Source organism: Saccharopolyspora hirsuta, assembly GCF_008630535.1.
Classification (GTDB): domain Bacteria; phylum Actinomycetota; class Actinomycetes; order Mycobacteriales; family Pseudonocardiaceae; genus Saccharopolyspora; species Saccharopolyspora hirsuta.
In genome coordinates, this window is sequence record NZ_VWPH01000005.1 from 279,821 (window position 1) to 304,600 (window position 24,780).

Genomic DNA, 24,780 nt, shown 5'->3' on the forward strand with positions numbered 1-24,780 from the left:
ATCCCGCGGGAGTCCGGTGGCGCCAGCCGGACCCCGCGGGATCTCGCCGCTCAGCCGAGCAGCGCGGTGACGGTGAACAGGACCGGGACGGACAGGATCGTGGACAGCAGGATCGACTCGCGGGCCAGGCGCACGCCCACGTTGTAGCGAGATGCGTACACGAAGAGGTTCTGCGCCGCGGGCAGCGCGGAGATCACCACCGCCGCGAACAGCGAAGCGCCCTCCAGCCCGAACAGCCCGGCACCGATCGCCCAGGCGATCAGCGGGTGCACGACCGACTTCAGACCGACCGACAGCAGCACCGGCCAGCGCTCGGCACCGCCCGCGGGCAGCGCGCTGCCGTGCAGCGAGATGCCGAAGGCCAGCAGCACCGTCGGCACCGACAGGTGCCCCAGCAGCGTGATCGGTTCCAGGACCGGGGCCGGGATGCGCCACCCGCCCAGCGAGAGCGCCACGCCGATCAGCGAGCAGATGACGATCGGGTTGCGGAAGGGCGCCAGCACCCGCAACCACGCCGAGCTGCGCTCCCCGGCCTGCGCGTAGTCGATGACGGTCAGCCCGATCGGCGTCATGACCAGCAGCTGGAACAGCATCACCGGTGCCACCAGGGTGGCGTCGCCGAGCACGTAGACCGCGATCGGGATGCCCAGGTTGCCCGCGTTGACGTAGCTGGAGCACAGCGCACCGATCGCGGTGCGGCGGATGTTCCACCTGCGCACCAGGCCGACCAGCACGAACAGCCCGGCGGCGGCGAACGTGCTCAGCGCCGTGACCAGCAGCGGGATCGAGAAGATCACCGAGACGTCGGACTCGGAGAGCATCTTCAGCAGCAGCGCCGGGGTGCCGACGTAGAACGAGAGCTTGGTCAGCGCCTCCCGCCCGCTGCTGCCGAGCGCCCCGGTCCGGCCGAGCAGGTAGCCGATCAGCACGATGGCGGCGATGACGCCGAAGCCCTGGATCACCCCGGACACGGGACCTCCCGCGGCTCAGCTCCGCGGCGTCCACTGCGGACGGTTGCGGCCGGGCGGGGTCCTCGTCGCGCGCGAAGCATTCTTTTCTTCCGTGCTAATGGGTTTCACCGGAGCGGACCGCGCCCTGGTCGATCGCGCGAGCGCCACCCGCACTCTTAGCGATCCTAAGCGATCAGCGCGGCACCGCGAGCATGGCGCTGCTCACAGCCGATCACGTCTTGTCACCGGTCTCCGCGGTCTCCAGCGGCAGCAGGTCGGTCCGGCCGTTGGAGCTGGGCGGACCGCCCGGCAGCTTGACCGCCTTCGGCAGCTCCCCGGGGCTCCACGTGCCCCAGTGCGTCTCCCGGTGCACCACCATCGCCGCGTCGGCGGGCACGGCGTCCGGCTGGAAGGAGTCCACGACGTAGAACACGCCCCAGTCGCGGTGCAGGTCGCCCTTGAGGTAGCTCGGCATCGCCCGCACGCTGGCGGCCACGTTGAGCCAGCCGAACGGTCCCCCGCCGGAGGAGCCCGACCAGCTCTGCCCCATGTCGCGCAGCATCCCGCCACCGGCCACCCGGAACCGCGGCAGCTCCACGATCCCGTGCTGCAGGCTCGCCAGGTTCAGGCACGGGTGCACCAGGGCCGCGGGCCACTCGACGAACGTCGGCGCGTCCCCGGCCACCTCGGTCATGGAGGTCAGCTGCGGGACGCGCGGGGCGCTGAAGGCCAGCCAGCCGCCCTCGTCGACCTTCTGGTCCACCGCCAGCACCCGCAGCTTGGTCGCACCGTCCACGGTGAACCGCAGGTCGCGCCAGGTGCCGCTGTTCTGCACCAGGTCCCGCTTCCCGACGATCTCGAAGCCCTCCGGGGTGTCCCGCCCGAGCTCGACGCGCAGCGAGTTCGCCCCGGTCGCCGAACCGGCGAACTGCAGCACCACCGGGGCCTCGCCCGACGTGGCCTGCGGCGGCAGGTCGTACCAGGGGGTGCGCAGCTCGCCGGTGCCGGTGGCGTCGCGGTCGTAGCTGCCCCACACCGGGGCGTCGTCGCCGCCGAACCCGAACGGCGGCGTCCAGAACTCGGTGCGCGGGTAGCCGAACCGGTGGAAGCCGCGCGAGTCGGCCGCCAGGTAGTCGGCGCCCTCCGGGGTGCCGGTGAGGCGGTTCTCGGCGCTGCGCGGCTGGTCCTGGGACACCGCGAGCACGCCGTGCCGCGGATCGGTCTCGATCTCGACGTAGTCGGACAGCCCGCAGCTGCGCCCGGCCAGCTGCTTGACGTTGTCCGCCCCGAGGCTGTAGCCATCGCGCTGCTTGTGGATCCCCACCCCGAACAGCACCACCTCGCCGACCAGCAGCACCGCGCAGGTGAGCGTCAGCGGGGCCGCGCCCAGCAGCACCCCGCGCCGCCGCGCGTCGGCGGTGACCACCGGCAGCTCGTCGTGGCGCAGGTGCTCGACGACCGCCACCACGGCGGCGACCGCGGCGGCGATCAGGAAGTAGGTGCTCGCGGACCGCCCGTCCAGGCTGGGCGCGCGGTCGAACCACGGCACGCCCCAACCCGAGACGTACCACCACGAGTTCGTCCCGGTGACCGAGAAGGCGCACACGACCATCAGCCCGGCGAAGAACGCGGCCCGGTTGCGGCGCGAGCGCAGCACCGCCGCGCTGGTCGCCAGCGCGGTCAGCGCCGCGACCACGGCCCCCACCCCGGCGAGGACGCCGAAGTGGTGGGTGTGCTTGGTCGGCGTGGCCGCGAGCACCACGAAGCACAGCGCGGCCACCGCGAGCAGCCGACGGCTCGGCCCCAGCGCCGCGCCCCGGATCCGGCCCCGGCGCAGCAGCACCACCCCGCAGGCCAGCACGCACAGCACCACCAGCAGCACCGGGAAGCGCCGCGTCAGCGAACCGTCCGGCCACGGCCCGAACAGCTTGTCGTAGCGGATCAGCTCCTGGTACCAGGACTCGTTCGGCCCGAACTTGGTCTTCAGCGCCACCGAGTCCAGCACCGACTGCAGCGTCTGGTCGAAGAACACCCCGACCAGGATCACCAGGCCCGACGCGGCGATCGGCGCCAGCACCGGCAGCACCCCGCGCTCGCGCACGCGCCGCCACAGCAGCTGCAGCAGCGGCTTGGCGGCCACCACGAACGGCAGCACCGCGACCATGCCGTGCGGGTTCGCCCCCACGCCCAGCGCCGCGGCCACCAGGCCCAGCGCGGCCGGGGTCAGCCGCCGGGTCGCCACCGCGCGCTCGACCGCGCACAGCGCCAGCAGGAAGAACGCCACGACCACCGGCTCCGGCCGCAGGCCGTTGTTGTACGGCAGCCAGAACGCCAGGAACACCGCCGCGGCGGCCCAGCCCGCGGACTCGCTGCGCCGGACCTGCTGCCCCAGCCGCGGCAGGACCCCGCGGCTGATCAGCAGCCAGCTGAGCACCCCGAGGAACAGCGCGGGCAACCGCACCCACGGCGTGGCCGGTGACACCTGCACCCACAGCGCGTAGAACTCGTAGAACCAGCCGAACGGCGACTCCGGGTTGGCGAACCAGCGGAAGTAGTTGGTGACGTACCCGGCGTCGCCCGCGGCGCGCAGCATGGTCAGGATGTAGCCGTCGTCGGCGGTCATCGCCCCGATCAGCCACCACACGCCGAGCGCGCCGATGACCGCCACGTCGCGGACCTTCAGCCGCCACCACCCCGGTTGCAGCAGTCGCGGCGCCCGCCGCACCTCCAGCCTGCTCAGCGCCAGCACCGAACCGGCGAACGCGGCCACCGCCAGCACCATCGCCGCGACCTTCAGCGGCGTCGGCGAGCTGGCGAACCGGTCGTCCACCCGGGCCTCGAACGACAGCCCGCGCACGTCGTCGACAGCGCCGTCCAGCTGCGAGAAGATCCCGGTCAGCTGCGGGCGCCGGTCCCCGTCGACCGCGGCCAGCTCGGTGCCGCCGACGTCGGCCCTGGTGCCGGAGGAGTCCGCGCGCACCGAGATCGCGCAATCACCGGCGGGCAGCGCGGTCGAGCCGATCCGCTGCCCGCGCGACCACAGCGTGACCTCGCCGCCCTCGACCTGCAGGCTCAGCCCGGTCACCCCGCCGTAGGTCGACGACGGCGGGTTCGTCGCGATCAGCACGGCCGCCCCGTTGCTGCGCGCGTCCAGGCTGCGCGCGCTGGCGCAGGGGACTTCGGCGGTGAGCCACAGCGGCGCGTGGGTGACCAGCGGGGCCGACACCGGGGCGGTGCCCTGCGCGGTCGGCCACTTCAGGGTGGTGATCTCGTGCTGCACCGGGAGCAGCGGCACGGCCAAGGCCGCCAGCGCCGACAGCAGGCCGAGCAGCACCGCCCAGCGCCGAGCAGCTTTCGGAGCGGAGTCGCGTCGCGTGATCTCCCCCGACCGCTGAGCCACGCGATCGCCACCTCATCCCTGCCGACAACAGCCAATCCCACTGAGCTTAGAGAGGCGTGCGAACGGGCCGACAACCGGAGCGGCCGATGTCACCCAGCGCGGTCGAAACCGCACGTCCCGCCACCGGAGCTCCCGGGACGTGTGATCCGGATCTCCGCTCCGCCGCTGGGCCTTCCGGGTGAGATCCCCCGGACGGGGGCGCTCGTGTCACTAGCGTCAGCGACATGACCTTCACCTTGATCAAGGGCGCCTTCCGGATCGTCGGCAGCTCCCCCGACGGCGACTCGATCCGCTTCTACCCCGCCGACCCGAAGACCTTCCGCAAGGCGGGGTTGTCCGTGCGGCTGAACTCCAGCGGCGGTGTCCAGCTGCGATTAGAGGGCATCGACGCGCTGGAGACGCACTACCGGCCGCAGGCGCGCGGCAGCGAGCTCTGGCACCAGCCCGCCGAGCTCGCCGACGCAGCGGGCCGGGCGCTGCTGGAGCACCTCGGGTTCACCGGCGTCGAGCGCGACGAGAACGGGCGGGTCACCGCCAGCACGCCGGAGGAGGTGCCCGGCCACATCCTGACCCGGTTCGCGGACAAGTACGGCCGCGCGGTCGCGTTCGCCTTCCCCGGCCAGCGGCCCGGCCGCTCCACCGACGGCGGCGACGTCCGCCTCGACCCCGACGGCCTGCCGAACTCGGCCAACCACGCGCTGCTCGAAGCCGGGCTGGTGTACCCCACGTTCTACTCGAAGCTGTTCCCCGACCTGCGCCAGGCGATGGCCGAGGTCTCGGTCGCCGCGCGCGAGTCCCGCCGCGGGGTGTGGGCCGAGGACGTCACGCTCGAAGGCCTGCGGCTGCGCTCCCGCGAGCAGCTGCGCGACGAGGCGGTGCTGCTGCCCAAGCTGTTCCGCCGCCTGGCCGACTACCTGGAGCTGGAGGAGTCCGGCGGGGTGTCGCTGACCGGGTTCGCGAACTACCTCGACACCCGCGACGACCGCCTGTTCACCGTGCCGACCGGGCACGCCACCGAGCTGGAGACGCTGGTGGAGGTCCGCCGCCAGACCCTGCGCCTGACCGTCGAACCGGAGCGCATCGTCTTCATCGAGGCCTGACCGGTCCCGCCGCGCCCGGTTCCGACGTGGTGAGATGGTCGGACGTCGAGGATGCGCGGGGGGTGCGATGGGCGAGACGGCTGCGCCGACGGTGGCGTCCCGGTTGTTCCGGATCCTGGAGGCATTCTCCCCGGAGCGGCCGTCGCTGACGCTGTCGGCGATCAGCCGCCACAGCGGCCTGGCGCTGACCACCACGCACCGCCTGGTCGGCGAGCTCACCGGCTGGGGCGCGCTGGAGCGCGCCGCCGACGGCCGCTACCGGATCGGGCTGCGGATCTACGAGCTGGCGGCGCTGACCCCGCGCGGCACGTTCCTGCGCGAGGTCGCGATGCCGTTCCTCGGCGACCTCTACGAGGCCACCCGGCAGAACGTGCAGCTCGGCGTGCTCGACGGCGACGAGGTCGTCTACGTCGAGCGCATCTCGGGGCGCGAGGCGGTGCCGGTGGTGTCGCGCCCCGGCGGCCGCCTCCCGCTGCACGCCACCGGGGTGGGCCTGGTGCTGCTCGCGCACGCCGATCCCGAGCAGCAGGAGGCGGTGCTGGCGAAGCCGCTGAAGCGATTCACCGAGCGGACCATCGCCGACGCCCGCCAGCTGCGCGGAGTCCTCGCCGACGTGCGCAGGCAGGGCTTCGCGATCAGCGACCGGCAGATCGAGCTGACCACGCTGTCGGTGGCCGCCCCGGTGCACGACGACTCCGACGAGGTGGTCGCGGCGCTGTCCATCGTCGTCCCGGCGGAGCGCACGGACCCGATGGCCCTGGTCCCGGCGGTCCGCGCAGCCGCCCGCGGCCTCTCCCGCGCCCTCGGCTCCCCCAACGCCCAAGCGCTCCCGCCCACGGCCCACCTCGAACGCCCCTGATCCGCGGGTCACGCGATTTCAAGGGAGAACGGACGTCCTCGACCGTCAGGTGTCCGCCGGGAGGTCGGCCTGGCGAGCGGTGGCGTGCAGGGTGCTCAGCAGCGCGAGAGCGTGGGCGCTGGCTGTGGCTGGTTCCGCGTGGTAGATGATCAGCTGCTGTCCGGGGGCGCTGCGCACGTCGAAGGCTTGGTGGGTCAGGGTGAGCGGGCCGACGTCGGGGTGGACCAGGTGCTTGGGCTCGTGGGTCTTCCCGCGCACCGCGTGGGCGTTCCACAGGGCGCGGAACTCGTCGCTGCCGTCGCTGAGCTCGGCGACCAGGCGCAGCAGATCGGGGTCGTGCGGGTCGAACCCGGCGGCCACCCGCAGGTTCGCCGCGGTGGCCTGCGCCGTCCAGTCCCACCGCGCGTAGAAGTGGCGCCCTGCGGGGTCGAGGAAGGTCATGCGGGCGAGGTTGTCCGCGGAGCGGAACGGTGAGAACAGCGCGTCGGCCAGGGCGTTGGTGGCCAGCACGTCCAAGATCCGGTTGAGCACGAAGGCCGGGGTGTTGGTGTAGCCGTCCATGAGCTGGCGCAGCTGCGGGCTCACGCTCTGCGGCACCTGTTCGAGGCCGGTCCGCGGTGCGGTTCCGGCGAGCCGGTACAGGTGCAGGCGCGCGTCCGGGTCGAGATCCAGCGCCCGGCACAGCGCGTCGAGGACCTGCGGGGACGGGTTGGACTCGCGGCCCTGCTCCAGACGGGTGTAGTAGTCGGCGTTCACCCCGGCGAGCACGGCGACCTCCTCGCGGCGCAGCCCGGGGACCTTCCGCCGACCGGAATGGAGCACGCCTGCGTCCTCGGGCGACCGCTGCGCGCGGCGGGCGCGCAGGAACTGCCCCAACTCTCCACCGCTCATGCCGCCACGTTAGGCGGGTGCCCGCGCGGTTGGGTGGGTGCGGCACACCCAGCCACCGCACGTCCTGCCGCGGACCGCTCCCGCTCTCAAGACTCGGTGGTGCAGGACCACGAGCTGGCTGACCGGCGCTCGCCGCGCTGATCAACCACACCGCGAGATGAGGAGTGCCATGACTGGACGACTGGCCGGTAAGATCGCGCTGATCACCGGCGCGACCGGCGGCATCGGACAGGCCACCGCTGAGCTGTTCGCCCGCGAGCAGGCCCGGCTGGTGGTCACCGACGTCGCCGACGATGCCGTGCGAGCTCTCGCCGCGCGGCTGGAAGCCGACGACGCCGAGGTGCTGGCGACCCGGCTGGACGTCTCCTCCGCCGAGCGCTGGCGCGAGGTGATCGACCTGATCCGCGATCGGTTCGGCCGATTGGACGTCCTGGTCAACCTCGCCGGGATCGTGGACTGGCCCGGCGTCGAGGACACCGAGCAGTCGTCGTGGGACCGGGTGATCGCGGTCAACCAGACCGGCACGTGGCTCGGGATGAAGACCGCCATGCCGCTGCTGCGCGCGTCCGGCAACGCCTCCGTCGTCAACACCTCGTCGGTCCTCGGGCTCGTCGGCAGCGGCGCCGCCGCCGCATATCAAGCGTCCAAGGGAGCCGTGCGGCTGCTGACCAAGACCGCCGCGGTCGAGTACGCCACGCGCGGCGTCCGGGTCAACTCGGTGCACCCCGGCGTCATCCGCACCCCCATGATCCAGGACGTCCTCGACGAGGAGGGCGACCAGCAGCCCGACATCGTGCGCACCCCGATGCGCCGCGCGGGCCGCGCCGACGAGGTCGCCGCCACCGTGCTGTTCCTGGCCAGCGACGAGTCCTCGTTCGTCACCGGCGCCGAGCTGGTCGTCGACGGCGGGCTCACCGCGCACTGACCGCCCCTGCCGAGCCGGGCCCGCCGCTCGGCCTGATCCGGGCTTCCGGTGAACGGAAAGGGGCGTTCCGCGTCGCTGATCGCGCACCGATCGTGGACCGTGAGGCTGCGGCGGCGGTCACATCGGGGTGCACCGCCCGCAGCAGGTCCGAGGGAGGATTCGGTCGATGCAGATCCAGGTCGGGATCGTCGGGGCGGGGCCAGCCGGGCTCATGCTCTCGCACCTGTTGCACCAGCGGGGCGTGGAGTCGGTCGTGCTCGACACCCGGACCCGCGAGGAGATCGAGGGCACCATCCGGGCCGGTGTGCTGGAGCAGAGCTCGGTGGACCTGATGGTCGACACCGGGATCGGCGAGCGCGTCAAGCGGCTCGGCATGGTGCACCACGGCATCGAGCTGCGCTTCGGCGGCCGGGGCCACCGGATCGACTTCGCCGACCTCACCGGCGGCCGCGGCGTGACCATCTACCCGCAGCACGAGGTGCTCAAGGACCTCATCGCCCAGCGCCTGGCCGACGGCGGGGACATCCGCTTCGGCGTCTCCGACGTGCAGGTCGAGGGCATCACCGGCGACCGGCCCCGGATCCGGTTCACCCAGGACGGCGCCGAGCAGCAGCTCGACTGCGCGCTGGTCGCGGGCTGCGACGGATCGCGCACCACGACCCGCTTCCTGATCCCGAGCCCGAACCCCCGGCAGGACCACTTCCGCCAGTACCCGTTCGCCTGGTTCGGCATCCTGGCCGAGGCGCCGCCGTCGTCCGAGGAGCTGATCTACGCCCACCACCGCAACGGCTTCGCGCTGATCAGCACCCGCTCGGCGACCGTCCAGCGGCACTACCTGCAGGTCGACCCGAACGATTCCGTCGAGGACTGGTCCGACGACCGGATCTGGTCGGAGCTGCACACCCGGGTGGCGGGCGCGGAGATCAAGGAGGGGCCGATCTTCTCCAAGTCGGTCCTGCACTTCCGCAGCTTCGTGTGCGAGCCGATGCAGCACGGCCGCCTGTTCCTGGCCGGGGACGCCGCGCACACCGTGCCGCCGACCGGGGCGAAGGGCATGAACCTCGCGATCGCCGACGTGCACGTGCTCTCCCGCGCGATGGCCGAGTTCTTCGCCAACAGCGACCGCACCGCGCTCGACGCCTACACCGCCACGGCCCTGCCCCGGATCTGGCGCGCGCAGCACTTCTCCTGGTGGATGACCTCGATGCTGCACCGCATGCCCGAGGCGACCGGCTTCGACCTGCACCGCCAGCTCGCCGAGCTGGACACCGTCACCCGCTCCCGCGCGGGCCGCACCCTGCTCGCCGAGAACTACGTCGGCACCCCGTTCGACTGAAACCCCATCCGGCGCACTCGTTTTTGGCGCGACGCCGTGGCAGTACCCAGATTTGGCGGGCAGATTCGGACCTGGACGGACTTCACTGCTTAATCGCAGGAACCCCGACCGTTCACGGCCGGGAGGAATGCGATCCCTAAAGCGGCGTGTGGGCGTGCAGTGACCGCGTATCGCGTGCTGCCCCGTTCGTGTTGACGCGAGGCGGGTAATGTTCCTCTGCGATGAAGATCGGCCCACTCGGGATCATTTCTGCTGTCGTCGGCGTGTTCTCGCTGGACCAGCCGACGTCGTCGCCGGGGTCAACGTGCGCGACCGCGCACGCTCGGCGTGGGTATTCGCAAACATGCCCCAACCCGCCAGTTAGCTGGTGGGCGATGCGACCCGTCCCACCGCAGCCAGCCGTGAGACGGGAGCGCGAGCGAAGCCCCTACGGACCGCAGCCGCATGAAAGCTCGGTCTCTTCAGGGCGAGCTGTTTACAACGGGTACTGCTGGATCGGGCCCTGGACGGTGACCCACTGGGTCTCGGTGAAGGCCTCGATGTTGGCCTCCGCTCCCCCGACCCGGCCGCCGTTGCCGGAGGCCTTCACCCCGCCGAAGGGGATGTGCGCGTGGTCGCCGACGGTCTGGTCGTTGACGTGCACCAGGCCGCTCGGGATCTGCTTGGCGATCTCCCAGGCCTGCATGGCGTCGGCGCCCAGCACGCTCAGCGACAGCCCGTACTCGGTGTCGCGGGCGATCTCGACCGCTTCCCGCACCGTCCGGTACCGCAGGACCGGCGCGACGGGACCGAAGATCTCCTGGCGGAACGCGGGCGTGTCGGGCCGGACGTGGTCGAGCACGGTCGGCCGGTAGAACAGCTCGTCGTACTCGCCGCCGGCGACCAGCGTCGCGCCTGCGGCCACGCTCTCGGTCACCAGCCGGTGGATCCCGTCGCGCTGCTTGGCGTCGATGATCGGCCCCAGCGCCACCTCCTCGGTGTTCGGGTCGCCGACCGGCAGGGTGCGCGCCTTGTCGGCCAGCGCGGCGACGTAGTCGTCCGCGATGGACTCGTGCACCAGGTGCCGACCCGCGGCCATGCAGATCTGTCCCTGGTGCAGGTAGGAACCCCAGGCACCGGCCGATGCGGCGGCGGTGACGTCGGCGTCCGGCAGCACGATGATCGCGTTGTTGCCGCCCAGCTCCAGGTGCGCGCGCTTGAGGTGCGCGGCGGCGGCCTCGCCGACCTTGCGGCCAGCCGCGGTGGACCCGGTGAAGGCGATGACGCGGGTGTGCTCGTCGGCCACCAGCGCGGCTCCGGCGTCAGCTCCGCCCGGCAGCACCTGGAACACGCCCTCGGGCACCCCGGCCGCTTCGAAGATCGCCGCCAGCGCGATCCCGCCGCACACCGCGGTCCGGGTGTCGGGCTTGAGCACGACGGAGTTGCCCAGCGCCAAAGCCGGTGCGACCGCGCGGATCGACAGGATCAGCGGGAAGTTGAACGGCGCGATCACCCCGACGACCCCGGCCGCCACCCGCCTGCTGAAGCTGAGCCGCCCGTCCGCCGACGGCAGCAGCGAACCCGCCGGGTGCGACGGCAGCGCGGCGGCTTCGAAGCACTCCTCGGCCGCAGTCCGCGCCTCCAGCTCGGCCTTCGGCCGGATCGAACCGCCTTCCCGGATCAGCCAGCTGCTGACCTCCGCGGCGTGCTCGACGAACAGCTGCCCGGCCCGCCGCAGCACGGCCGCCCGCTCCTCGAACGGCGTGTCCTCCCACCCCCGCTGCGTCGCGGCCGCTCTCGCGCAGGCCGCGGCGACGTCGGCCGGAGTGGCGGAGCCGACGTGCCCGAGCACCTGGCCGGTGGCGGGCTCGACCACCTCGGTCGGCGTCCCGCCGGCCGGTGCCCAGCGCCCGGTGAAGACCTGCTCGGTCCAGCGTTCGGTGTCCAGGATCGTCATGCGTTGGCCTTTCTCGGCAAGGGTTCTTTCACGACGGCGCGGTGCCCGAGGCTTCCACCCCTGGCACCGCGCCGCGACTCGGCTACTGCGCGGGGGCCGGTTCGGGGACCTGGAACTTCTTCTTGGCCACGATCGCCACCGCGATCGCACCGATCACGCCCGGCACCGCGACGGCGATGAAGTTCTGCTGGAACGGCAGTTCCAGGGCCAGCAGCGCGCCGCCGAGCGTCGGGCCGCCGATGGCGCCGATGCGGCCGATGCCCGCCGCCCAGCCGACGCCGGTCGACCGCACCTCGGCCGGGTAGTATTCCACCGCGAACGCGTGGATGATCGCCAGCACGCCGACCGTCGCCGCACCCGCGACGAACAGCAAAGCGTTGAGCACCACCGAGTTCGGGTTGAACGACAACCCGATCAGCGACGCCGAGGCGAGCACGAAGTACAGCACGAGGGTGCCGCGGTAGGTCCACTGGTCGGCCAGCCAGCCGCCGACGATCGCGCCGACCATGCCGCCCAGGTTCAGCACCACCAGGTTCCACAGCGCCGAGCCCAGCGGGTAGCCCGCGGTCTGCATCAGCTTCGGCAGCCAGGTGTTGAGCCCGTAGCTGAGCAGCATGCACATCGCGAAGAACACCCAGATCAGCACGTTGTTGAGGGCGTTGCCACCGGCGAACAGCTGCCGCAACCGGGCTCTGGCCTGCTGCGGGCGCTCCTCCAGCACCACCTCGTCGAGGTCCTCGCGCTCCGGGGCGATCCGCCGCAGCACCACCAGCAACCGCTCCCGGTCACCGCGCGCGGCCAGGTAGTCCGGGGACTCCGGCAGGTGGCGCAGCAGCAACGGCACCAGCAGCAGCGGCAGGCCCGCCACGTAGAACACGCCGCGCCAGGTCCACAGCGGTTCGATGTGGATGGCGAACACCGCCGCGCCGATGCCGCCCACCGAGTAGAACGACGACACCAGCGTGACGAACAGGGCCTTCGCCCGCCGCGGCGCGATCTCCCCGGCCAGCGCGTTGAAGTTGGGCACCAGCGCACCCAAGGACACCCCGACGACGAACCGCAGCACGCCCAGCTGCTCGGGCCCGGTGGCGAAGGCGCAGCCGAACGAGGCGATGCTGGCGATGGTCACGCAGCTGATCATCAGCGGCCGCCGCCCGTGCCGGTCGGCCAGCGGCGAGACGAACAGCCCGCCGACGAGCATGCCGACCAGCGCGACCGATCCGAGCGTCCCGGCGGTGACCGGGTCCATGTGCCACTCGTCCATCAGGTGGGCGATGACGGTGCCGTAGCTGACCATGTCGTACCCGTCGACGACCATCAGCAGCGAGCACAGCGCCAGGACCTTGTAGTGGAAGCCGTTGAGCCGGGCAGCGCCGACCACAGCCCCCGCGGTGTGCTGGGACACTTGGTTCCTCCGGTTTCCACTGCGTCGGGGAGGGCCAGTCAGGGTTCGGTGAGCTCGGTTTCCGCCTCGATCAGCACCGGTCCGCCCGCGCCCAGCGCCTTGGTGAGGGCAGCGGTGAACTCCGCGCCGGTGCGCACCGACGTCGCCTCCACCCCGTACCCGCGGGCGATCTGGGCGAAGTCGATGCCGGGCACGTCCATGCCGGGCGCCTCGCCCGCGTCCAGGACCTTGGAGAACCAGCGCAGCGCGCCGTAGGTGCCGTTCTTCAGGATGACGATGATCACCGGGATCCGGTACTGCGCGGCGGTCCACAGCGCGGTGATCCCGTAGTTGGCCGAACCGTCGCCGATGAGCCCGATGACCTGGCGCCGGTCGTGCGCCAGCTGCGCGCCGACCGCGGCGGGCAGCCCGAACCCGAGCCCGCCGGAGGCCGGGAAGAAGTAGCTGCCCGGCTCGGAGAGGTCCATCTGCGCCCAGAAGGCGCCGGTGGTCGCGGTGGATTCCTTGACGTAGACGGCATCTTCCGGGGCGTGCTCGCGCAGCAGCGCGAACAGCTCCTCCGGGTGCAGCCGGTCCCCGGAGGACTTCACGGCCGGGCGCTCCGGCAGCGGCGGCAGCTCCGGGCGCAGGCCCGGGGTGACCGCGTCGGCCAGCCGCGACAGCGCGTCCTTGACGTCGCCGACCAGCGCCTCCCCCATCGGGGCGCGCGCGGCCTCGCCGGGGTCGCTGGTCAGGTGCACCAGCCGGGCGCCCGCGGGCAGGTACTCGCCGGGCACGAACTGGTGGTATCGGAACACCGGGGCGCCGACCACCACGATCAGGTCGTGCTCGCGCAGCGCGTCGGTGATGCCCTGGACCGCGGCGGGCAGCACGCCGCGGAAGCTGCGGTGCCGGGTGGGGAACGGGCACCGCGGCGCGGAAGGCGCGATCCACACCGGCGCGCCCAGCCGGTCGGCCAAGCGCACGGCGTCGTCGTTGGCGCGCTCGGCGTCGACCTCCGGGCCCAGCACCAGCACCGGGCGTTCGGCGCCGTCCAGCTCCTGGGCCAGCTCGGCCAGCTGCGCGTCGCTCAACGACCCGGCGACGCCGGTCTTGCGGGCCAGCAGGTGCTGCGCCTCCGCCGGTGCTTCCTGGGCCCAGTCGTCGTAGGGCACCGAGACGTACACCGGGCCCTTGGCGGGCAGGTTCGCGATGTGGATGGCGTGGCTGATCGAGCGCGGCACGTCCTGCGCGCAGGCGGGTTCGCAGCTCCACTTCACCAGCGGCTTCGGCAGCGCCGGGGCGTCGACGTTGGCCAGCATGACCTCCTGGCCGATGGTCGAGCGCACCTGCTGCCCGGCAGTGATGACCAGCGGGCTGTGCGAGTAGACCGAGTTGGTCAGCGCGCCGAGCGCGTTGCCGGTCCCGGCCGCCGCGTGCAGGTTGACCAGCGCCGGGCCGCCGCGGGCCAGCGCGTAGCCGTCGGCCATCGCCAGCACCGCACCCTCGTGCAGGCCCAGGACGTAGCGGAAGTCCTCGGGCATCCCGGCCAGGAACGGCAGCTCGTTGGAGCCCGGGTTTCCGAAGATGGTGGTCAGGTCGTGCGATCGCAGCAGTTCGTAGGTCACGTCGCGGACGTCGGCCATGGGTGCTCGCTCCCCGTGTCGGTGATGCCCGCCACCCTAGGGAGCCCAGCCGTCATAGGCCTAATGAATGCTGTTGATCCCGACATGGCCGATATCTATTCTCGCTGCGTGGTCGACGTGGACCTGAACCTGATGAAGACCTTCGTGCTGCTCTACGAGACGCGCAGCGTCACCAGGACGGCCGAGGCGCTGTTCATCACGCAGCCGTCGGTGAGCCACGCGCTGCGGCGGTTGCGCCGCCAGTTCAACGACGAGCTGTTCGCCCGCTCCCCCGACGGCCTCGCGCCGACCGAGATCGCCGAGCGGATGTACCCGCGCCTGCAGCAAGCGCTGGAGGTGATCGAGGAGACGGTGTCAGGGGCGGGGCGGTTCGACCCGGCCACCTCGGCGCGCACGTTCCGGATCTGCGCCACCGACCTCGGCGAGATCAGCCTGCTCCCCGCGGTCCTGGCCCGGCTGGAGCGGGAGGCGCCGAACTGCGCGGTGGAGGTGCTGCCGCTGGACATGGCCGCCGCCCCGAACCACCTGCGCCAGGGCCGGGCCGACGCGGTGATCTGCACACCCCGCATCGATGCCCCGGACCTGCGGCGCGACGCCCTGTTCCAGGAGCACTACCTCGGTCTGCGCGCCCGCGCGCACCCGCGCATCGGCGATCGCCCCGCACTGGCGGAGTACCTGCGGGAACGGCACATCGTGGTGGATCCCGCGGCCGGGCACGTCGACGCCGACACGGAGCTCACCCGGCTCGGGCACCGCCGCGAGGTCGCCGCCCGGGTACCGCACTTCACCGCGCTGCCCGAGCTGCTGGCGCGGACGCACTACCTCTCCGCGGTGCCCAGCGGGGTGGCCGGGTTGTTCACCCGCTCCTCGGAGGTGGCGACCTTCCGGCTGCCGTTCGAGATCCCGACGGTGGAGGTGTCGCTCTACACCTACCGGCGCGCGCTGCCCTCCCCCGGCACGGACTGGTTGCGCGAGCTCATCCGGCGGACCCTGCGCCGCGAGCCGGAACCGTCCACTTGAGACGGTTTCAGGCGGCGACCCGGTTCGGCGCGGCGCCGGTCGAGTGGCGCCGGACGTCCAGCAGGTAGCCGATCCAGAAGCCGACCACACCCGCACCGACGACGGCCAGCGTTCCAACAGCACGCACCATGGGAGTTCCCCTTCTCCTCGGCGCCGGATCCCCTGACCCCGGCCCACCAGGTTCGGTACCGATGCTGAACCCGCCGGATGGCAGCGCCGTTGCCCCGACGATAACGCCCGGTGAAACGGCCGACCACACCGCCCCGCACCAACTCGACCACGCTCCGCAACCGTCCACTGAGGACGTCTTCTCGGTCGGATGACGCCGCCGGGGTCAGGGGCGGGCAGCAACCCCGAGCCGAACGTCAGCGCCGCGCTCCGACGGGCGCTGCTCGCGCATTCACCGAGGTAGAACCACGTCGACACGGTCCGCTCGCCGAGTTCGAAGACGGTGCTCCCGAGCGTGCGCATCGGAACACCCGGCTCGGTGGCGGTGCCGAAACCGCCCTCGTCGAGCGCTTCCCGCCGCCGCGCGCCGGAAAATCCGGGTTCTGCGGCTCGTTCCCGCAACGTGCGGTGACGACGATGGCTGAACAGGGTGTTGTCGGTATCACGCGCTTCGTCGCCCGACGCATCGGCGATCAGGTAGTGCAGCGATGCGCCCGGGGCGTACTGCTTGGCGCCGAGCAGCGCCTGCCGCGCCTCGTCGGCGGTGCGTCCAGCACGAGGCGCGGCAGCTGGGGAGCCCCGCCGAAAAGCTCCGCCCGAAGAGCGGTTCCCGCTGCTGGCGCGGGTGGAAGCCGATCCGCAACCGGCGACCTCGACGGGTTCGGCGGGTTTGACCCGTCTCAGCGCAGCTCGATCCGGCCGCCGGACCCCTCGATCTCGGCGCGCAACGCCGGGGCGTCCGAGCGGGTGAGGTCCAGGTGCGCGCCGACGGCCCGCAGGTCGGCCCGCACCGATTCGGGGTCCGGGTGCTCGGCGCGCAACGACAGGAGCCGGACCTCCGGCAGGCCGGACTCCGCCGGGTGCGGGGCGCTGCCCCAGTCGATGAGGAACGGGACGAGGCCGTCCCGGGGGTTCGGTTCCCGCTTGGCCAGCCGCCACTCCAGCAGCTGCCCGTCCGGGGTGCGCCGCGACATCGACCGGGCCTCGCCCGGATCGTGACCGGCGGCGCGCGCGTCGGCGACCGCCCGGTCCAGGTCGGTGGCGCGCACCGCCCAGGTCACCAGGCGCGGGACCGTCAGGGTGGCCAGCCCGAAGGTGTTCGGCGGGCGCGTCGCCCCGGGGTCGGGCCCGATGATCTCCAGGTAGGCCCGGCCGCCGAGACCGACGAGGTAGTTCTGCGTGCCGTTGTCCGGGTGGCGCCCGCCGGGAGCCGGGTCGACGCCGAGCAGCTCGGCGACCGCCCGCACCCCGGCGAGCAGGTCCGGCACCCCGTACACCAGGTGGTCCAGCCGCGGTTCGACGTTCGCCATCCGCACCTCCCGAAGGCTCGGTCCCGATCCCACCGCCCGGTGCCGGGAACATCAACGGCTCCCGGAGCGACCGGGCACCGCCTACGCTGCCACGCATGGGTTCTCCCGACGACCTCGCCCCGCCGCCGATCCCCGCCGACACCGCGGACCTGACCAGCGGGCCGCCGCTGCACGACGCGTGCCGACCGCTGCGCGCCCTCGTCGGCGTGTGGCGCGGCCGCGGGGAGGTCGACTACCCCACGATCGACGGGCCGTACCGGTTCGGCCAGCAGCTCACGATCTCCCACGACGGGCGGCCGTTCCTGCGCCACGAGGCCCGCGCCTGGCTGCTCGACGCCGATGGCGCGGTGCTCCGACCCGCCGCGTGGGAGACGGGTTGGTGGCGCCCCCAGCCCGACGGGTCGCTGGAGCTGCTGCTGTCCCACTGCACCGGGATCCAGGAGCTGTTCTACGGCGAAGCCGCGGACCGGCGCTGGGACCTGACCACCGACTCCGTGGTCCGGACCGCGACCGCCAAGGACGTCCGGGCCGCGCGGCGCAGCTACGAGCTGGCCGAGGACGACGTCCTCGACTACGCCGAGCACCGAGCGATGGTCGGCGTGGAGATGACACCGCACGTGGCCGCGCGCCTGCACCGCACTCGCTGACCGCGCCCCACCCAGCAGTCCCGGGCAGCCGTTCACGGTCGAAATAAAGACAGCTATGCTGAATACATGAGCCGAGACGACCCCGCTGCCGAAGACACCGCCGGGGTCGCCGCCGCAGCTGCGGAAGTGCGCACCGGCGTGATGCGGCTGGCCCGGCGGCTGCGCGCCGAGCGCAATCCCGGCGAGCTCACCCTGGGCCGCATGGCGGTGCTCGGCCGCCTGGAGCGCGACGGCCCGACCACCAGCAGCGCCCTGGCCGTCGCCGAGCGGGTCACGCCCCAGTCGATGGCCCGCATGGTGCAGCACCTCATCTCCACCGGGCTGGCCGAGCGCGCTCCCGACCCGGACGACCGCCGGGCCGCGATCATCCGCATCACCGACGCGGGCCGCGACCGGGTGCGGCAGGACCGGCAGCGCCGCGAGGCGTGGCTGGCGCAAGCGATGACGACCGAACTCAGCGACGTGGAGCGGGAGGTGCTGGTGCTGGCCGCCCGGTTGCTGGACCGGCTGGCCGACTCCTGACCGCTCGCGCAGGAGCTCCGACGATGACCCGAACGCACGAAACCCCACCCAAGAAGGACAGCAACGCTGAACAAAGCGCTGCGGGTCCCGCGGCCCCGGAACTGCCCGGCCGGTTCATCACGCCGATCGCCTTCGGCACCGTCCTGCAACCGCTGAACTCGTCGATGATCGCGGTCGCGCTGGTCAGCATCCGCGACGTGTTCGACGCGGGCACCTCGGTGACCTGGCTGGTCTCCGCGCTCTACCTGGCCACCGCGGTCGCGGCCCCCGCTATGGGGCGCATCGCCGACGTGCTCGGCCCGCGCCGCACCAGCCTCGCCGGGCTGCTGCTGGTCGGGGCCACCTCGGCGGTGGCGCCGTTCGCGCCGAACGTCGCCGCGCTGGTGGTCTGCCGCATCCTCATCGGCATCGGCACCGCCGCCCAGTACCCGTGCGGGGTGGCGATGATCCGCCGCGCCGCCGACCGGCTGCGCTCCCGCCCGAACAACGCGCTGGCCGCGCTGGCGGTCTGCTCGCAGGTCACGGCGTCGCTGGGCCCCACCCTCGGCGGCCTGCTGGTCGGCCTGTTCGGCTGGTCCGGGGTGTTCTGGGTGAACGTGCCGCTGACCCTGGTCGGCGCCGCGGTGATCATCTGGTGGGGACCGGCGGACCCGCCCGCGCAGCGCGGCCGCGGGCGGCTCGCCGCGCTGCGGCGGGTCGATCCGGTCGGCATCGCGCTGTTCGCCGCGGCGATCACCGCGCTGATGTTCTGGCTGCTGTCGCTGGCCGACGTGCCCCAGTGGTGGTGGCTGGCGATCGCGGTGCCCGCCGCGGCGCTGACCGGCTGGTGGAGCCTGCGCGTCCGCGACCCGTTCCTGGACGTGCGGCTGCTGGGCCAGCGGGCGCTGTCGTTCACCTACGTGCGCACGATCGTGACCTACACGGCGTTCTACTGCGTCTTCTACGGGCTGCCGCAGTGGCTGGAGGAGACCCGCGACCTCGGCCCGGTCGGCGCCGGTCTGGTGGTGCTGCCGATCTCGGCGGTCGGGGTGGTCTCGACGCTGCTGGCGAACCGGCTGCAGCGCAACCGCAGCCCGCGCGCGGCGCTCATCGTCGGCACGGCCGCGCTGTGCGTCGCCGGGCTGCTGCTGACCGTGCCCGGCGAGGACTCGCCGATCCTGCTGCTGCTGGCGATCTCGGCGATGCTCGGCGTGCCGAACGGGTTCAACAACATGGGCAACCAGCGCGCGATGTACGCGGTCGCCCCGGCCGAGCGGGTGGGGGCGGCCTCCGGGCTGTACCGGACCTCGCAGTACGTCGGCGCGAACCTGGCCGCCGCACTGCTCGCGCTGGTGATCGGCGAGCGCGCCGACGACGTCGGGCTGCACCGGATGGGCCTGTCGATCGCCGTTCTCGCGGCGGTCCTGCTGGCCGCTTCGCTGTTCGCCGCCCTGCGCGAACGCCGCTCCTGAGCGGCCCTTCCGGGGGCGGATGCGCGAGAAGGCCCCGCACCGGGGTGCGAGGCCTTCGTCGACGAGCGGTTCAGCTACCCGTGTCGCGGCTGCGGAACGGGTCGGATCACCGTTCTCAGAGGGCGCGGACGCCAGCCGCCTGCGGGCCCTTCGGGCCCTGGCTGACCTCGTAGGAGACCTTCTGGTCCTCCTCGAGGGTGCGGAAGCCGCGCGCCTCGATGGCCGAGTAGTGGACGAACACGTCCGGGCCGCCGTCGTCCGGAGCGATGAAGCCGAAGCCCTTCTCCGAGTTGAACCACTTCACGGTTCCCTGTGCCATGCTCTTCTCTCCTTCTGGGAGCCGGTACTGCATCAGGCGGTCACACTGCGTCACCACCTGGGTCGCGGATCTCGAACGGCGACTTCTCCAGCTACAACCAGAAAGCAGCACGCCCGCATCACCATCCTGCGAGTGTGCGCGAACACGACCCCAGAAAAATACGACCGAGGTAGACACTACACGCTCAGCCAAGATCGCGCCGCTGCCGATCCACCAGCGTGTCGCAGCCAACATCGCACCCACACCGCCCGCCCCGACCTCGGGTTTTCCCGGAAGGTCCGGGAAGATCGACCGCTGCGAGCACCACCCGTCCGGACGATACCGAGCTCGCCTTCAGCTGTCGGCGAAACGCACGTCCCCCAGATGGCCGCACCCGGCTCATTCGAAGCGGGACGCATCGCCCGCGCCGTACCGGACCACCTCGGGTTCGGGTCCGGAGAAGTCCACCACCGTGGTCGGCTCGGTGCCGCAGTCGCCGGAGTCGATCACCGCGTCCAGCACGTGGTCCAGCTCGTCCTTGATCTGCCAGCCCTGGGTCATCGGCTCCTCCTCGCCGGGCAGCAGCAGGGTGCTGGACAGCATCGGCTCGCCGAGCTCGGCCAGCAGCGACTGCACCACCACGTGGTCCGGGATGCGCACGCCCACCGTCTTCTTCTTGGGGTGCAGCAACCGGCGCGGCACCTCCTTGGTGGCCGGCAGGATGAAGGTGTAGCTGCCCGGCGTCGAGGCCTTGATCGCGCGGAAGACCGCGTTGTTGATGATCACGAACTGGCCGAGCTGGGCGAAGTTCTGGCACACCAGGGTGAAGTGGTGCCGGTCGTCGAGGTGCCGGATGGAGCGGATCCGCTCCATGCCCTCCTTGTTCCCCAGCTGCGCGCCGAGGGCGAAGCAGGAGTCGGTCGGGTAGGCGATCAACCCGTCCTCCCGCAGGATGTCCACCACCTGCCCGATCGCGCGCCGCTGCGGGTTGTCCGGATGCACGTCGAAGTACTTCGCCATGACCAGAGCTTAGATCCTCTTCGCCGGATCCAGCCGCCGGACGGCACCGGGCCGATCGACCGCAAAATGGTTGGCGCCCGCACCGGAGAGGGGCCTACCGTCCGGGTACCGACCCGCGGCGGACGAGATCGCCGCGACCTCGTCGAGGGTGACCCGATTGCTCCGCACCGCTGGCCGTTCGCCCACCTCGCCGAGCGCATCACGCCCCGGGGCGGGCACCGCTGTCGGCGCGCTGTTCATCGCGACATCGGGCGTGTGGGTCAGCTTGTCCGGCACGTCGCCGGGCACGGCCTCGGTGTACCGGTGCGCCCTCGCGCTGCCCTTCCTCGCCCTGCTGGCGCTCCGGGAGCCGCGAAGCGAAGCACCGCAGCACGGGCTCTCGCTGGCCGCCGGGGTGCTGTTCAGCGCGGACATGCTGCTGTGGACGCAGGCCATCGCCGAGGTCGGGGCGGGGTTGAGCGCGGTCATCGTCAACCTGCAGGTGGTGCTCGTTCCCGCGCTGGCGTGGTTGGTGGACCGCGAACCGGTGACCCGCCGCTACCTCCTCGCCGTTCCCGTCGTGCTGCTCGGCGTCGCCCTGACCTCGGGTGTGCTGGACGGCGGCGGCACCGGTGCGGATCCGGTCCTGGGGACGGTGCACGCCTCGTTGGCCGCGCTGTGCTACTCGGGATTCCTGTTCCTGCTGCGCAGGTCGGGACGCCGCGGCCCGACCGCGCGGTCCTACCTGGCGATGATGACCACCGCCGCACTGGTGTCCCTGCCGCTGGGGGCGCTGTGGCACGGCATCGACCTCTTCCCCGGTTGGGCGGCGATCGGTTGGCTGCTGCTCGTCGCGGTGTGCGGGCAAGTTCTGGGGTGGTTGCTGGTGGCCGCGTCCCTGCCGCACCTGTCCAGCCAGGTCGGCGCGATCCTGCTCCTGCTGACCCCGGTCGGCGCTCTCGCCCTCGGCGCGGCGGTGCTCGGTGAACGCCCGACACCGCTGCAGCTCCTCGGCTGCGCGCTCGTCCTCGGCAGCGTCGTGGCCGTGGCCGGTCGCCGGGAGTCGTGATCAGAGCAGGCCGCGCTTGGCGGCTTGGACCCCGGCCTGGAAGCGGGTGGTGGCGCCGAGCTGGTCGAGCAGGGCCGCGATGCGGCGCACCACCGTCCGGCGGGACAGGTCCAGGCGGCGGGCGATCGCCTCGTCGGTCGCGCCCGCCGCCATCAGCGTGATGATGGCGCGGTCGCGGTCGGAGAGCTGGTCCTGCTCGCGCTCCACCGACACCGGCAGCGCCAGCGTCCACAACGTCTCGAACAGCCCGCACAGCGCGTTGAGCAGCCCCGAGGCGTGCACGACCAGCGCGCCTTCCAGCCCGGTCCGGTCGGGCTCGGGGACCAGCAGGGCCATCTCGTCGTCGCCGATGGTCAGCTTCACCGGCAGCTCCGAGAGCAGGCGGACGTGCTCGCCGAGCTCGGCCATCCTGGTCATCGCCGCGAACAGGCCCGGGTCGTCGTAGACGTCCTGGCTGTAGACCGTCCGGTAGCGCACCCCGGCGGACATCCGGCGGGCCTGGACCTCCTCCTGCGCCCGGAAGTGGTGCGGCGTGCTGCTGTAGGGCGGGCGGTCCAGCCAGCGGACCTGCTCCGCGGCCCGCTCCTGCAGCCGGGTGGTGAGCATGATCAGCCGGGCCGGGTGCTCCACCGGCTCGACGTGCCGGGAGAACCCGGCGCCGTGCTGCGCCTGGTGGTAGAGCCGGTCCAGCTCCGCACCGGCCCGCCACAGCTCGCGCCGCCTGGTCTCCTCCGCGCGCAGCGCCGCCGACACCGCCCGCTCCGGCGGCGCGGCCTCCCAGAGGTCGGTTCCCTTGCCGACTTCCACGACCAGGTCCAGTTCGGACAGCTCCGCCAGCGCCCGGGTCACCACCTCGGCGGGCAGCCCGGTGTCGCGCACCAGCAGTTCCCGGGGCAGCTGCCCCCGCGTGGTGAGCGCGCGGTACACGCGCCCCTGGTCGCTGTCGGCAGCGAGGACGTCGAGCACGTGGACCTTCCGGCGGAGCGGGACGACCTTCGCCGGGCAGCCTAGAACGCCTGGTCGAACGGGGTCAACGAGATCGGCACCGCCGGAAACGTCCCGAACTGGCGCAGATGTGCGATGGCCCAGGTGAGCCAGCGCGCAGGCCTGGCGCCGGGCGGTTCGATCTTGGCAGGATTCGCGTCGAATCCCAACATCAAGTGCGCGCAACGGGTTGCCGATTCACCGACCCGTCGGTAACACCCCGCGTCGCAACGACTTCCAGCGGAGCCGCGCGCACGAGCCGGGGGGCTCGTCGTCCAGGAGGCAGGATGTTCTCGTCGAAACTCGCGGCGTCGGCGGCCGCCCTCACGCTGATGGCCACCGGCGCGGCCACCGCGCCAGCAGCGGCGTTATCGCCCGCGGCGCCCCCGGCCCCGGTCGTCCGCCCGTCCGGCGAGCACGTGCTCGACGTGGACTACCAGGTGCAGGAGACCGGCTACTGGTGCGGACCCGCGGCGACGCGGATCGCGCTGTCCGCGCGCGGGATCTACCGCAGCCAGGCCGACCTGGCCGCTGAGCTGGGCACGCACACCGGCGGCACCGACTGGATCGGGCAGGTCACCCGGGTGCTGAGCGGTCACGTGGGCTGGTACGAGACCAAGGAGATGCCCGCCGATCCGCCGACGCAGGAGCAGAAGGACCTGCTGTGGAACGACATCGTGCTGGACATCGACAACGGCTACCCGGTCGTCGCCAACATCGTCGCGCCGCCCGGCAACCAGCCGCCCGGCTACCCGCCGGACCAGACGATCTACCACTACTTCACGGTGATCGGCTACAACGACGTCGACCGCACCGTGCTGATCGCCGACCCGGCGTCGTTCGGCGGCAACCAGATCTACTGGCTGACCTTCGACCAGCTGGCCTCGCTCATCCCGCCCAAGGGCTACAGCGCCTGATCCGCCGGACGAACAGGACGATCCGATGCGCATCCGCAGGAATTCGCTTCGCACGCTGGGCATCGCGGCAGCCGCCCTCGCGCTCGGCGCCGCCGTCCCGAGCGCGACCACCTCGGCGGCCGAGCAGTGCCCGGACACCGCGGTCTTCCAGCTCGACGGTTACGGGCACGGGGAAACGCTGACGAACTGGAACAACTCGGCGTTCAACGCCGCACCGCCGGACGGCTGGCAGATCGTGCAGGTGCCCTACCACGCGGGCGTCTTCCCCGGGGTCGACCGCCTCGCCCTGGACGAGTCGGTCGCTCAGGGCGCGGCCCGGTTGGAGCGCGCGGTGCGCGACTTCCACGCCGGTTGCGCCGGATCCCGCCTGGTGCTGGCCGGCTACTCGGAGGGAGCGCTGGTCGCCGGGGAGGTGCTGCAGGTGCTCGCGCAGGACGGTTCCATCCCGCGCGAGCAGGTCAACGGCGTGCTCTACGGGAATCCGCGGCGCGCGTTCGGCGACGGCGGGGTGGGCGGCGTGGCCGGGGGCATCGAGACCAACGTGCCCAGCGTCCTGCCCGGCGTGACGATGCGCGGCGGGCACGACTGGGAAGGCCTGGCGGTGCACGAGGTCTGCAACGTCAACGACGGGATCTGCAACTCCACCAACATGATCACCAACCTGGCGGCGTTCGCCAACGGCCTGGTCGGCTACGCCAGCGGCGACCACGGCTACGACCTGAACCCGGCCCGCGACCTCGGTTCCGGCGTCACGCTGCACCCGCAGCCGCCGCGCGTCCCGCACGGACCACCGCTGCCCATCGCTATCGGGACGCCGTGGCAGATCCAGCAGGAGCTGGGCCAGGACGCGGCGGCCAGGCGGGCCGCGGTCGAAGCCCGCGAGCAGCTCGACCGGTACGTCGGCTCGGACGTGCTGGCGCGGCTGGCCGCCGAATCGCCCTGGTTCAAGGCCTTCGACGCGGCGTGAC

At 72.3% G+C, this 24,780-nt stretch carries 22 protein-coding genes; 11 read left to right on the plus strand and 11 right to left on the minus strand.

The features are described 5' to 3' along the window. Positions 1-50: 50 nt before the first annotated feature. Together F1721_RS12185 and F1721_RS12190 are read right to left on the minus strand one after the other, a co-directional pair. A complete protein-coding gene (locus F1721_RS12185) occupies positions 51-971 on the minus strand; it encodes an AEC family transporter (RefSeq protein ID WP_150066735.1) in 921 nt (306 codons plus the stop codon). Positions 972-1,182: 211 nt separating this feature from the next. Further along, positions 1,183-4,350 (minus strand): arabinosyltransferase domain-containing protein, encoded by a 3,168-nt coding sequence (locus F1721_RS12190; protein ID WP_150066736.1) that lies wholly within the window; start codon positions 4,348-4,350, stop codon positions 1,183-1,185. A 224-nt stretch (positions 4,351-4,574) separates the two neighbouring features. Between F1721_RS12190 and F1721_RS12195 the strand changes: the two genes are divergently transcribed. Together F1721_RS12195 and F1721_RS12200 are read left to right on the plus strand one after the other, a co-directional pair. Next, positions 4,575-5,450 carry a thermonuclease family protein gene (locus tag F1721_RS12195; protein WP_150066737.1) on the plus strand — a complete coding sequence of 292 codons (876 nt, stop codon included), beginning with the start codon at positions 4,575-4,577 and terminating at the stop codon, positions 5,448-5,450. A 67-nt stretch (positions 5,451-5,517) separates the two neighbouring features. Next, positions 5,518-6,309, plus strand: coding sequence for an IclR family transcriptional regulator (locus F1721_RS12200; protein ID WP_150066738.1), 792 nt, complete (start codon positions 5,518-5,520; stop codon positions 6,307-6,309). A gap of 45 nt (positions 6,310-6,354) precedes the next feature. Here the strand turns inward: F1721_RS12200 and F1721_RS12205 are convergent, their stop codons facing one another. Then, entirely contained in the window at positions 6,355-7,200 is an 846-nt protein-coding gene (locus F1721_RS12205; protein ID WP_150066739.1) for a helix-turn-helix transcriptional regulator, read from the minus strand. A gap of 169 nt (positions 7,201-7,369) precedes the next feature. Between F1721_RS12205 and F1721_RS12210 the strand changes: the two genes are divergently transcribed. Then, entirely contained in the window at positions 7,370-8,125 is a 756-nt protein-coding gene (locus tag F1721_RS12210; protein ID WP_150066740.1) for an SDR family NAD(P)-dependent oxidoreductase, read from the plus strand. Positions 8,126-8,291: 166 nt separating this feature from the next. After that, positions 8,292-9,461 carry a 4-hydroxybenzoate 3-monooxygenase gene (locus tag F1721_RS12215; protein WP_150066741.1) on the plus strand — a complete coding sequence of 390 codons (1,170 nt, stop codon included), beginning with the start codon at positions 8,292-8,294 and terminating at the stop codon, positions 9,459-9,461. A gap of 475 nt (positions 9,462-9,936) precedes the next feature. Here F1721_RS12215 and F1721_RS12225 read toward each other — a convergent pair whose 3' ends face one another. The 3 genes from F1721_RS12225 to mdlC all read right to left on the minus strand — a co-directional run bounded on the left by F1721_RS12225 (position 9,937) and on the right by mdlC (position 14,427). Further along, a complete protein-coding gene (locus F1721_RS12225) occupies positions 9,937-11,397 on the minus strand; it encodes an aldehyde dehydrogenase family protein (RefSeq protein ID WP_150066742.1) in 1,461 nt (486 codons plus the stop codon). A gap of 82 nt (positions 11,398-11,479) precedes the next feature. Beyond that, entirely contained in the window at positions 11,480-12,802 is a 1,323-nt protein-coding gene (locus tag F1721_RS12230; protein WP_150066743.1) for an MFS transporter, read from the minus strand. Between the two features lie 38 nt (positions 12,803-12,840). Further along, positions 12,841-14,427: a benzoylformate decarboxylase gene (gene mdlC / locus F1721_RS12235; protein ID WP_150066744.1), complete on the minus strand. Its 1,587-nt coding sequence runs from the start codon at positions 14,425-14,427 to the stop codon at positions 12,841-12,843. Between the two features lie 108 nt (positions 14,428-14,535). On the opposite strand from mdlC, the gene F1721_RS12240 reads away from it, so the two are divergent. Next, positions 14,536-15,447, plus strand: a complete 912-nt coding sequence (locus F1721_RS12240) for a LysR family transcriptional regulator (RefSeq protein ID WP_150066745.1) — start codon at positions 14,536-14,538, stop codon at positions 15,445-15,447. Between the two features lie 7 nt (positions 15,448-15,454). Here the strand turns inward: F1721_RS12240 and F1721_RS35325 are convergent, their stop codons facing one another. Continuing rightward, positions 15,455-15,577, minus strand: coding sequence for a hypothetical protein (locus tag F1721_RS35325; RefSeq protein ID WP_281288756.1), 123 nt, complete (start codon positions 15,575-15,577; stop codon positions 15,455-15,457). Positions 15,578-16,295: 718 nt separating this feature from the next. Next, positions 16,296-16,925 (minus strand): VOC family protein, encoded by a 630-nt coding sequence (locus F1721_RS12245; RefSeq protein WP_150066746.1) that lies wholly within the window; start codon positions 16,923-16,925, stop codon positions 16,296-16,298. Between the two features lie 95 nt (positions 16,926-17,020). Here F1721_RS12245 and F1721_RS12250 point away from each other — a divergent pair, with 95 nt between their 5' ends. From F1721_RS12250 to F1721_RS12260, 3 genes are all read left to right on the plus strand, one after another. Then, the gene (locus tag F1721_RS12250; protein ID WP_150066747.1) at positions 17,021-17,572 is read left to right on the plus strand and encodes a heme-binding beta-barrel domain-containing protein; all 552 of its coding nucleotides are present in this window, start codon (positions 17,021-17,023) and stop codon (positions 17,570-17,572) included. Positions 17,573-17,638: 66 nt separating this feature from the next. After that, entirely contained in the window at positions 17,639-18,094 is a 456-nt protein-coding gene (locus F1721_RS12255) for a MarR family winged helix-turn-helix transcriptional regulator (RefSeq protein WP_150066748.1), read from the plus strand. 23 nt (positions 18,095-18,117) lie between these two features. Next, positions 18,118-19,545: an MFS transporter gene (locus tag F1721_RS12260; RefSeq protein WP_150066749.1), complete on the plus strand. Its 1,428-nt coding sequence runs from the start codon at positions 18,118-18,120 to the stop codon at positions 19,543-19,545. Between the two features lie 115 nt (positions 19,546-19,660). On the opposite strand, the gene F1721_RS12265 is transcribed toward F1721_RS12260, so the two are convergent. After that, positions 19,661-19,864: a cold-shock protein gene (locus F1721_RS12265; RefSeq protein ID WP_150066750.1), complete on the minus strand. Its 204-nt coding sequence runs from the start codon at positions 19,862-19,864 to the stop codon at positions 19,661-19,663. Between the two features lie 378 nt (positions 19,865-20,242). Then, positions 20,243-20,863, minus strand: a complete 621-nt coding sequence (locus F1721_RS12270) for an L-threonylcarbamoyladenylate synthase (RefSeq protein WP_150066751.1) — start codon at positions 20,861-20,863, stop codon at positions 20,243-20,245. Between the two features lie 157 nt (positions 20,864-21,020). Here F1721_RS12270 and F1721_RS12275 point away from each other — a divergent pair, with 157 nt between their 5' ends. Further along, on the plus strand, positions 21,021-21,911 hold the full coding sequence (locus F1721_RS12275) for a DMT family transporter (RefSeq protein WP_150066752.1): 891 nt from the start codon (positions 21,021-21,023) through the stop codon (positions 21,909-21,911). On the opposite strand, the gene F1721_RS12280 is transcribed toward F1721_RS12275, so the two are convergent. Continuing rightward, entirely contained in the window at positions 21,912-22,877 is a 966-nt protein-coding gene (locus F1721_RS12280; RefSeq protein WP_150066753.1) for a helix-turn-helix transcriptional regulator, read from the minus strand. A 305-nt stretch (positions 22,878-23,182) separates the two neighbouring features. Between F1721_RS12280 and F1721_RS12285 the strand changes: the two genes are divergently transcribed. Both F1721_RS12285 and F1721_RS12290 read left to right on the plus strand, forming a co-directional pair. After that, positions 23,183-23,812 (plus strand): C39 family peptidase, encoded by a 630-nt coding sequence (locus F1721_RS12285; RefSeq protein ID WP_150066754.1) that lies wholly within the window; start codon positions 23,183-23,185, stop codon positions 23,810-23,812. Between the two features lie 25 nt (positions 23,813-23,837). Next, on the plus strand, positions 23,838-24,779 hold the full coding sequence (locus tag F1721_RS12290) for a cutinase family protein (protein ID WP_150066755.1): 942 nt from the start codon (positions 23,838-23,840) through the stop codon (positions 24,777-24,779). Position 24,780: the final 1 nt, after the last annotated feature.

Excerpts from the sequence above, each read along its gene's own strand:
- F1721_RS12195 (WP_150066737.1), top strand. The coding sequence starts at position 4,575 with ATGACCTTCACCTTGATCAAGGGCGCCTTCCGGATCGTCGGCAGCTCC.
- F1721_RS12200 (WP_150066738.1), top strand. The coding sequence starts at position 5,518 with ATGGGCGAGACGGCTGCGCCGACGGTGGCGTCCCGGTTGTTCCGGATC.
- F1721_RS12205 (WP_150066739.1), bottom strand. The coding sequence starts at position 7,200 with ATGAGCGGTGGAGAGTTGGGGCAGTTCCTGCGCGCCCGCCGCGCGCAG.
- F1721_RS12210 (WP_150066740.1), top strand. The coding sequence starts at position 7,370 with ATGACTGGACGACTGGCCGGTAAGATCGCGCTGATCACCGGCGCGACC.
- F1721_RS12215 (WP_150066741.1), top strand. The coding sequence starts at position 8,292 with ATGCAGATCCAGGTCGGGATCGTCGGGGCGGGGCCAGCCGGGCTCATG.
- F1721_RS12225 (WP_150066742.1), bottom strand. The coding sequence starts at position 11,397 with ATGACGATCCTGGACACCGAACGCTGGACCGAGCAGGTCTTCACCGGG.
- mdlC (WP_150066744.1), bottom strand. The coding sequence starts at position 14,427 with ATGGCCGACGTCCGCGACGTGACCTACGAACTGCTGCGATCGCACGAC.
- F1721_RS35325 (WP_281288756.1), bottom strand. The coding sequence starts at position 15,577 with ATGGTGCGTGCTGTTGGAACGCTGGCCGTCGTCGGTGCGGGTGTGGTC.
- F1721_RS12245 (WP_150066746.1), bottom strand. The coding sequence starts at position 16,925 with ATGGCGAACGTCGAACCGCGGCTGGACCACCTGGTGTACGGGGTGCCG.
- F1721_RS12250 (WP_150066747.1), top strand. The coding sequence starts at position 17,021 with ATGGGTTCTCCCGACGACCTCGCCCCGCCGCCGATCCCCGCCGACACC.
- F1721_RS12255 (WP_150066748.1), top strand. The coding sequence starts at position 17,639 with ATGAGCCGAGACGACCCCGCTGCCGAAGACACCGCCGGGGTCGCCGCC.
- F1721_RS12260 (WP_150066749.1), top strand. The coding sequence starts at position 18,118 with ATGACCCGAACGCACGAAACCCCACCCAAGAAGGACAGCAACGCTGAA.
- F1721_RS12265 (WP_150066750.1), bottom strand. The coding sequence starts at position 19,864 with ATGGCACAGGGAACCGTGAAGTGGTTCAACTCGGAGAAGGGCTTCGGC.
- F1721_RS12270 (WP_150066751.1), bottom strand. The coding sequence starts at position 20,863 with ATGGCGAAGTACTTCGACGTGCATCCGGACAACCCGCAGCGGCGCGCG.
- F1721_RS12285 (WP_150066754.1), top strand. The coding sequence starts at position 23,183 with ATGTTCTCGTCGAAACTCGCGGCGTCGGCGGCCGCCCTCACGCTGATG.
- F1721_RS12290 (WP_150066755.1), top strand. The coding sequence starts at position 23,838 with ATGCGCATCCGCAGGAATTCGCTTCGCACGCTGGGCATCGCGGCAGCC.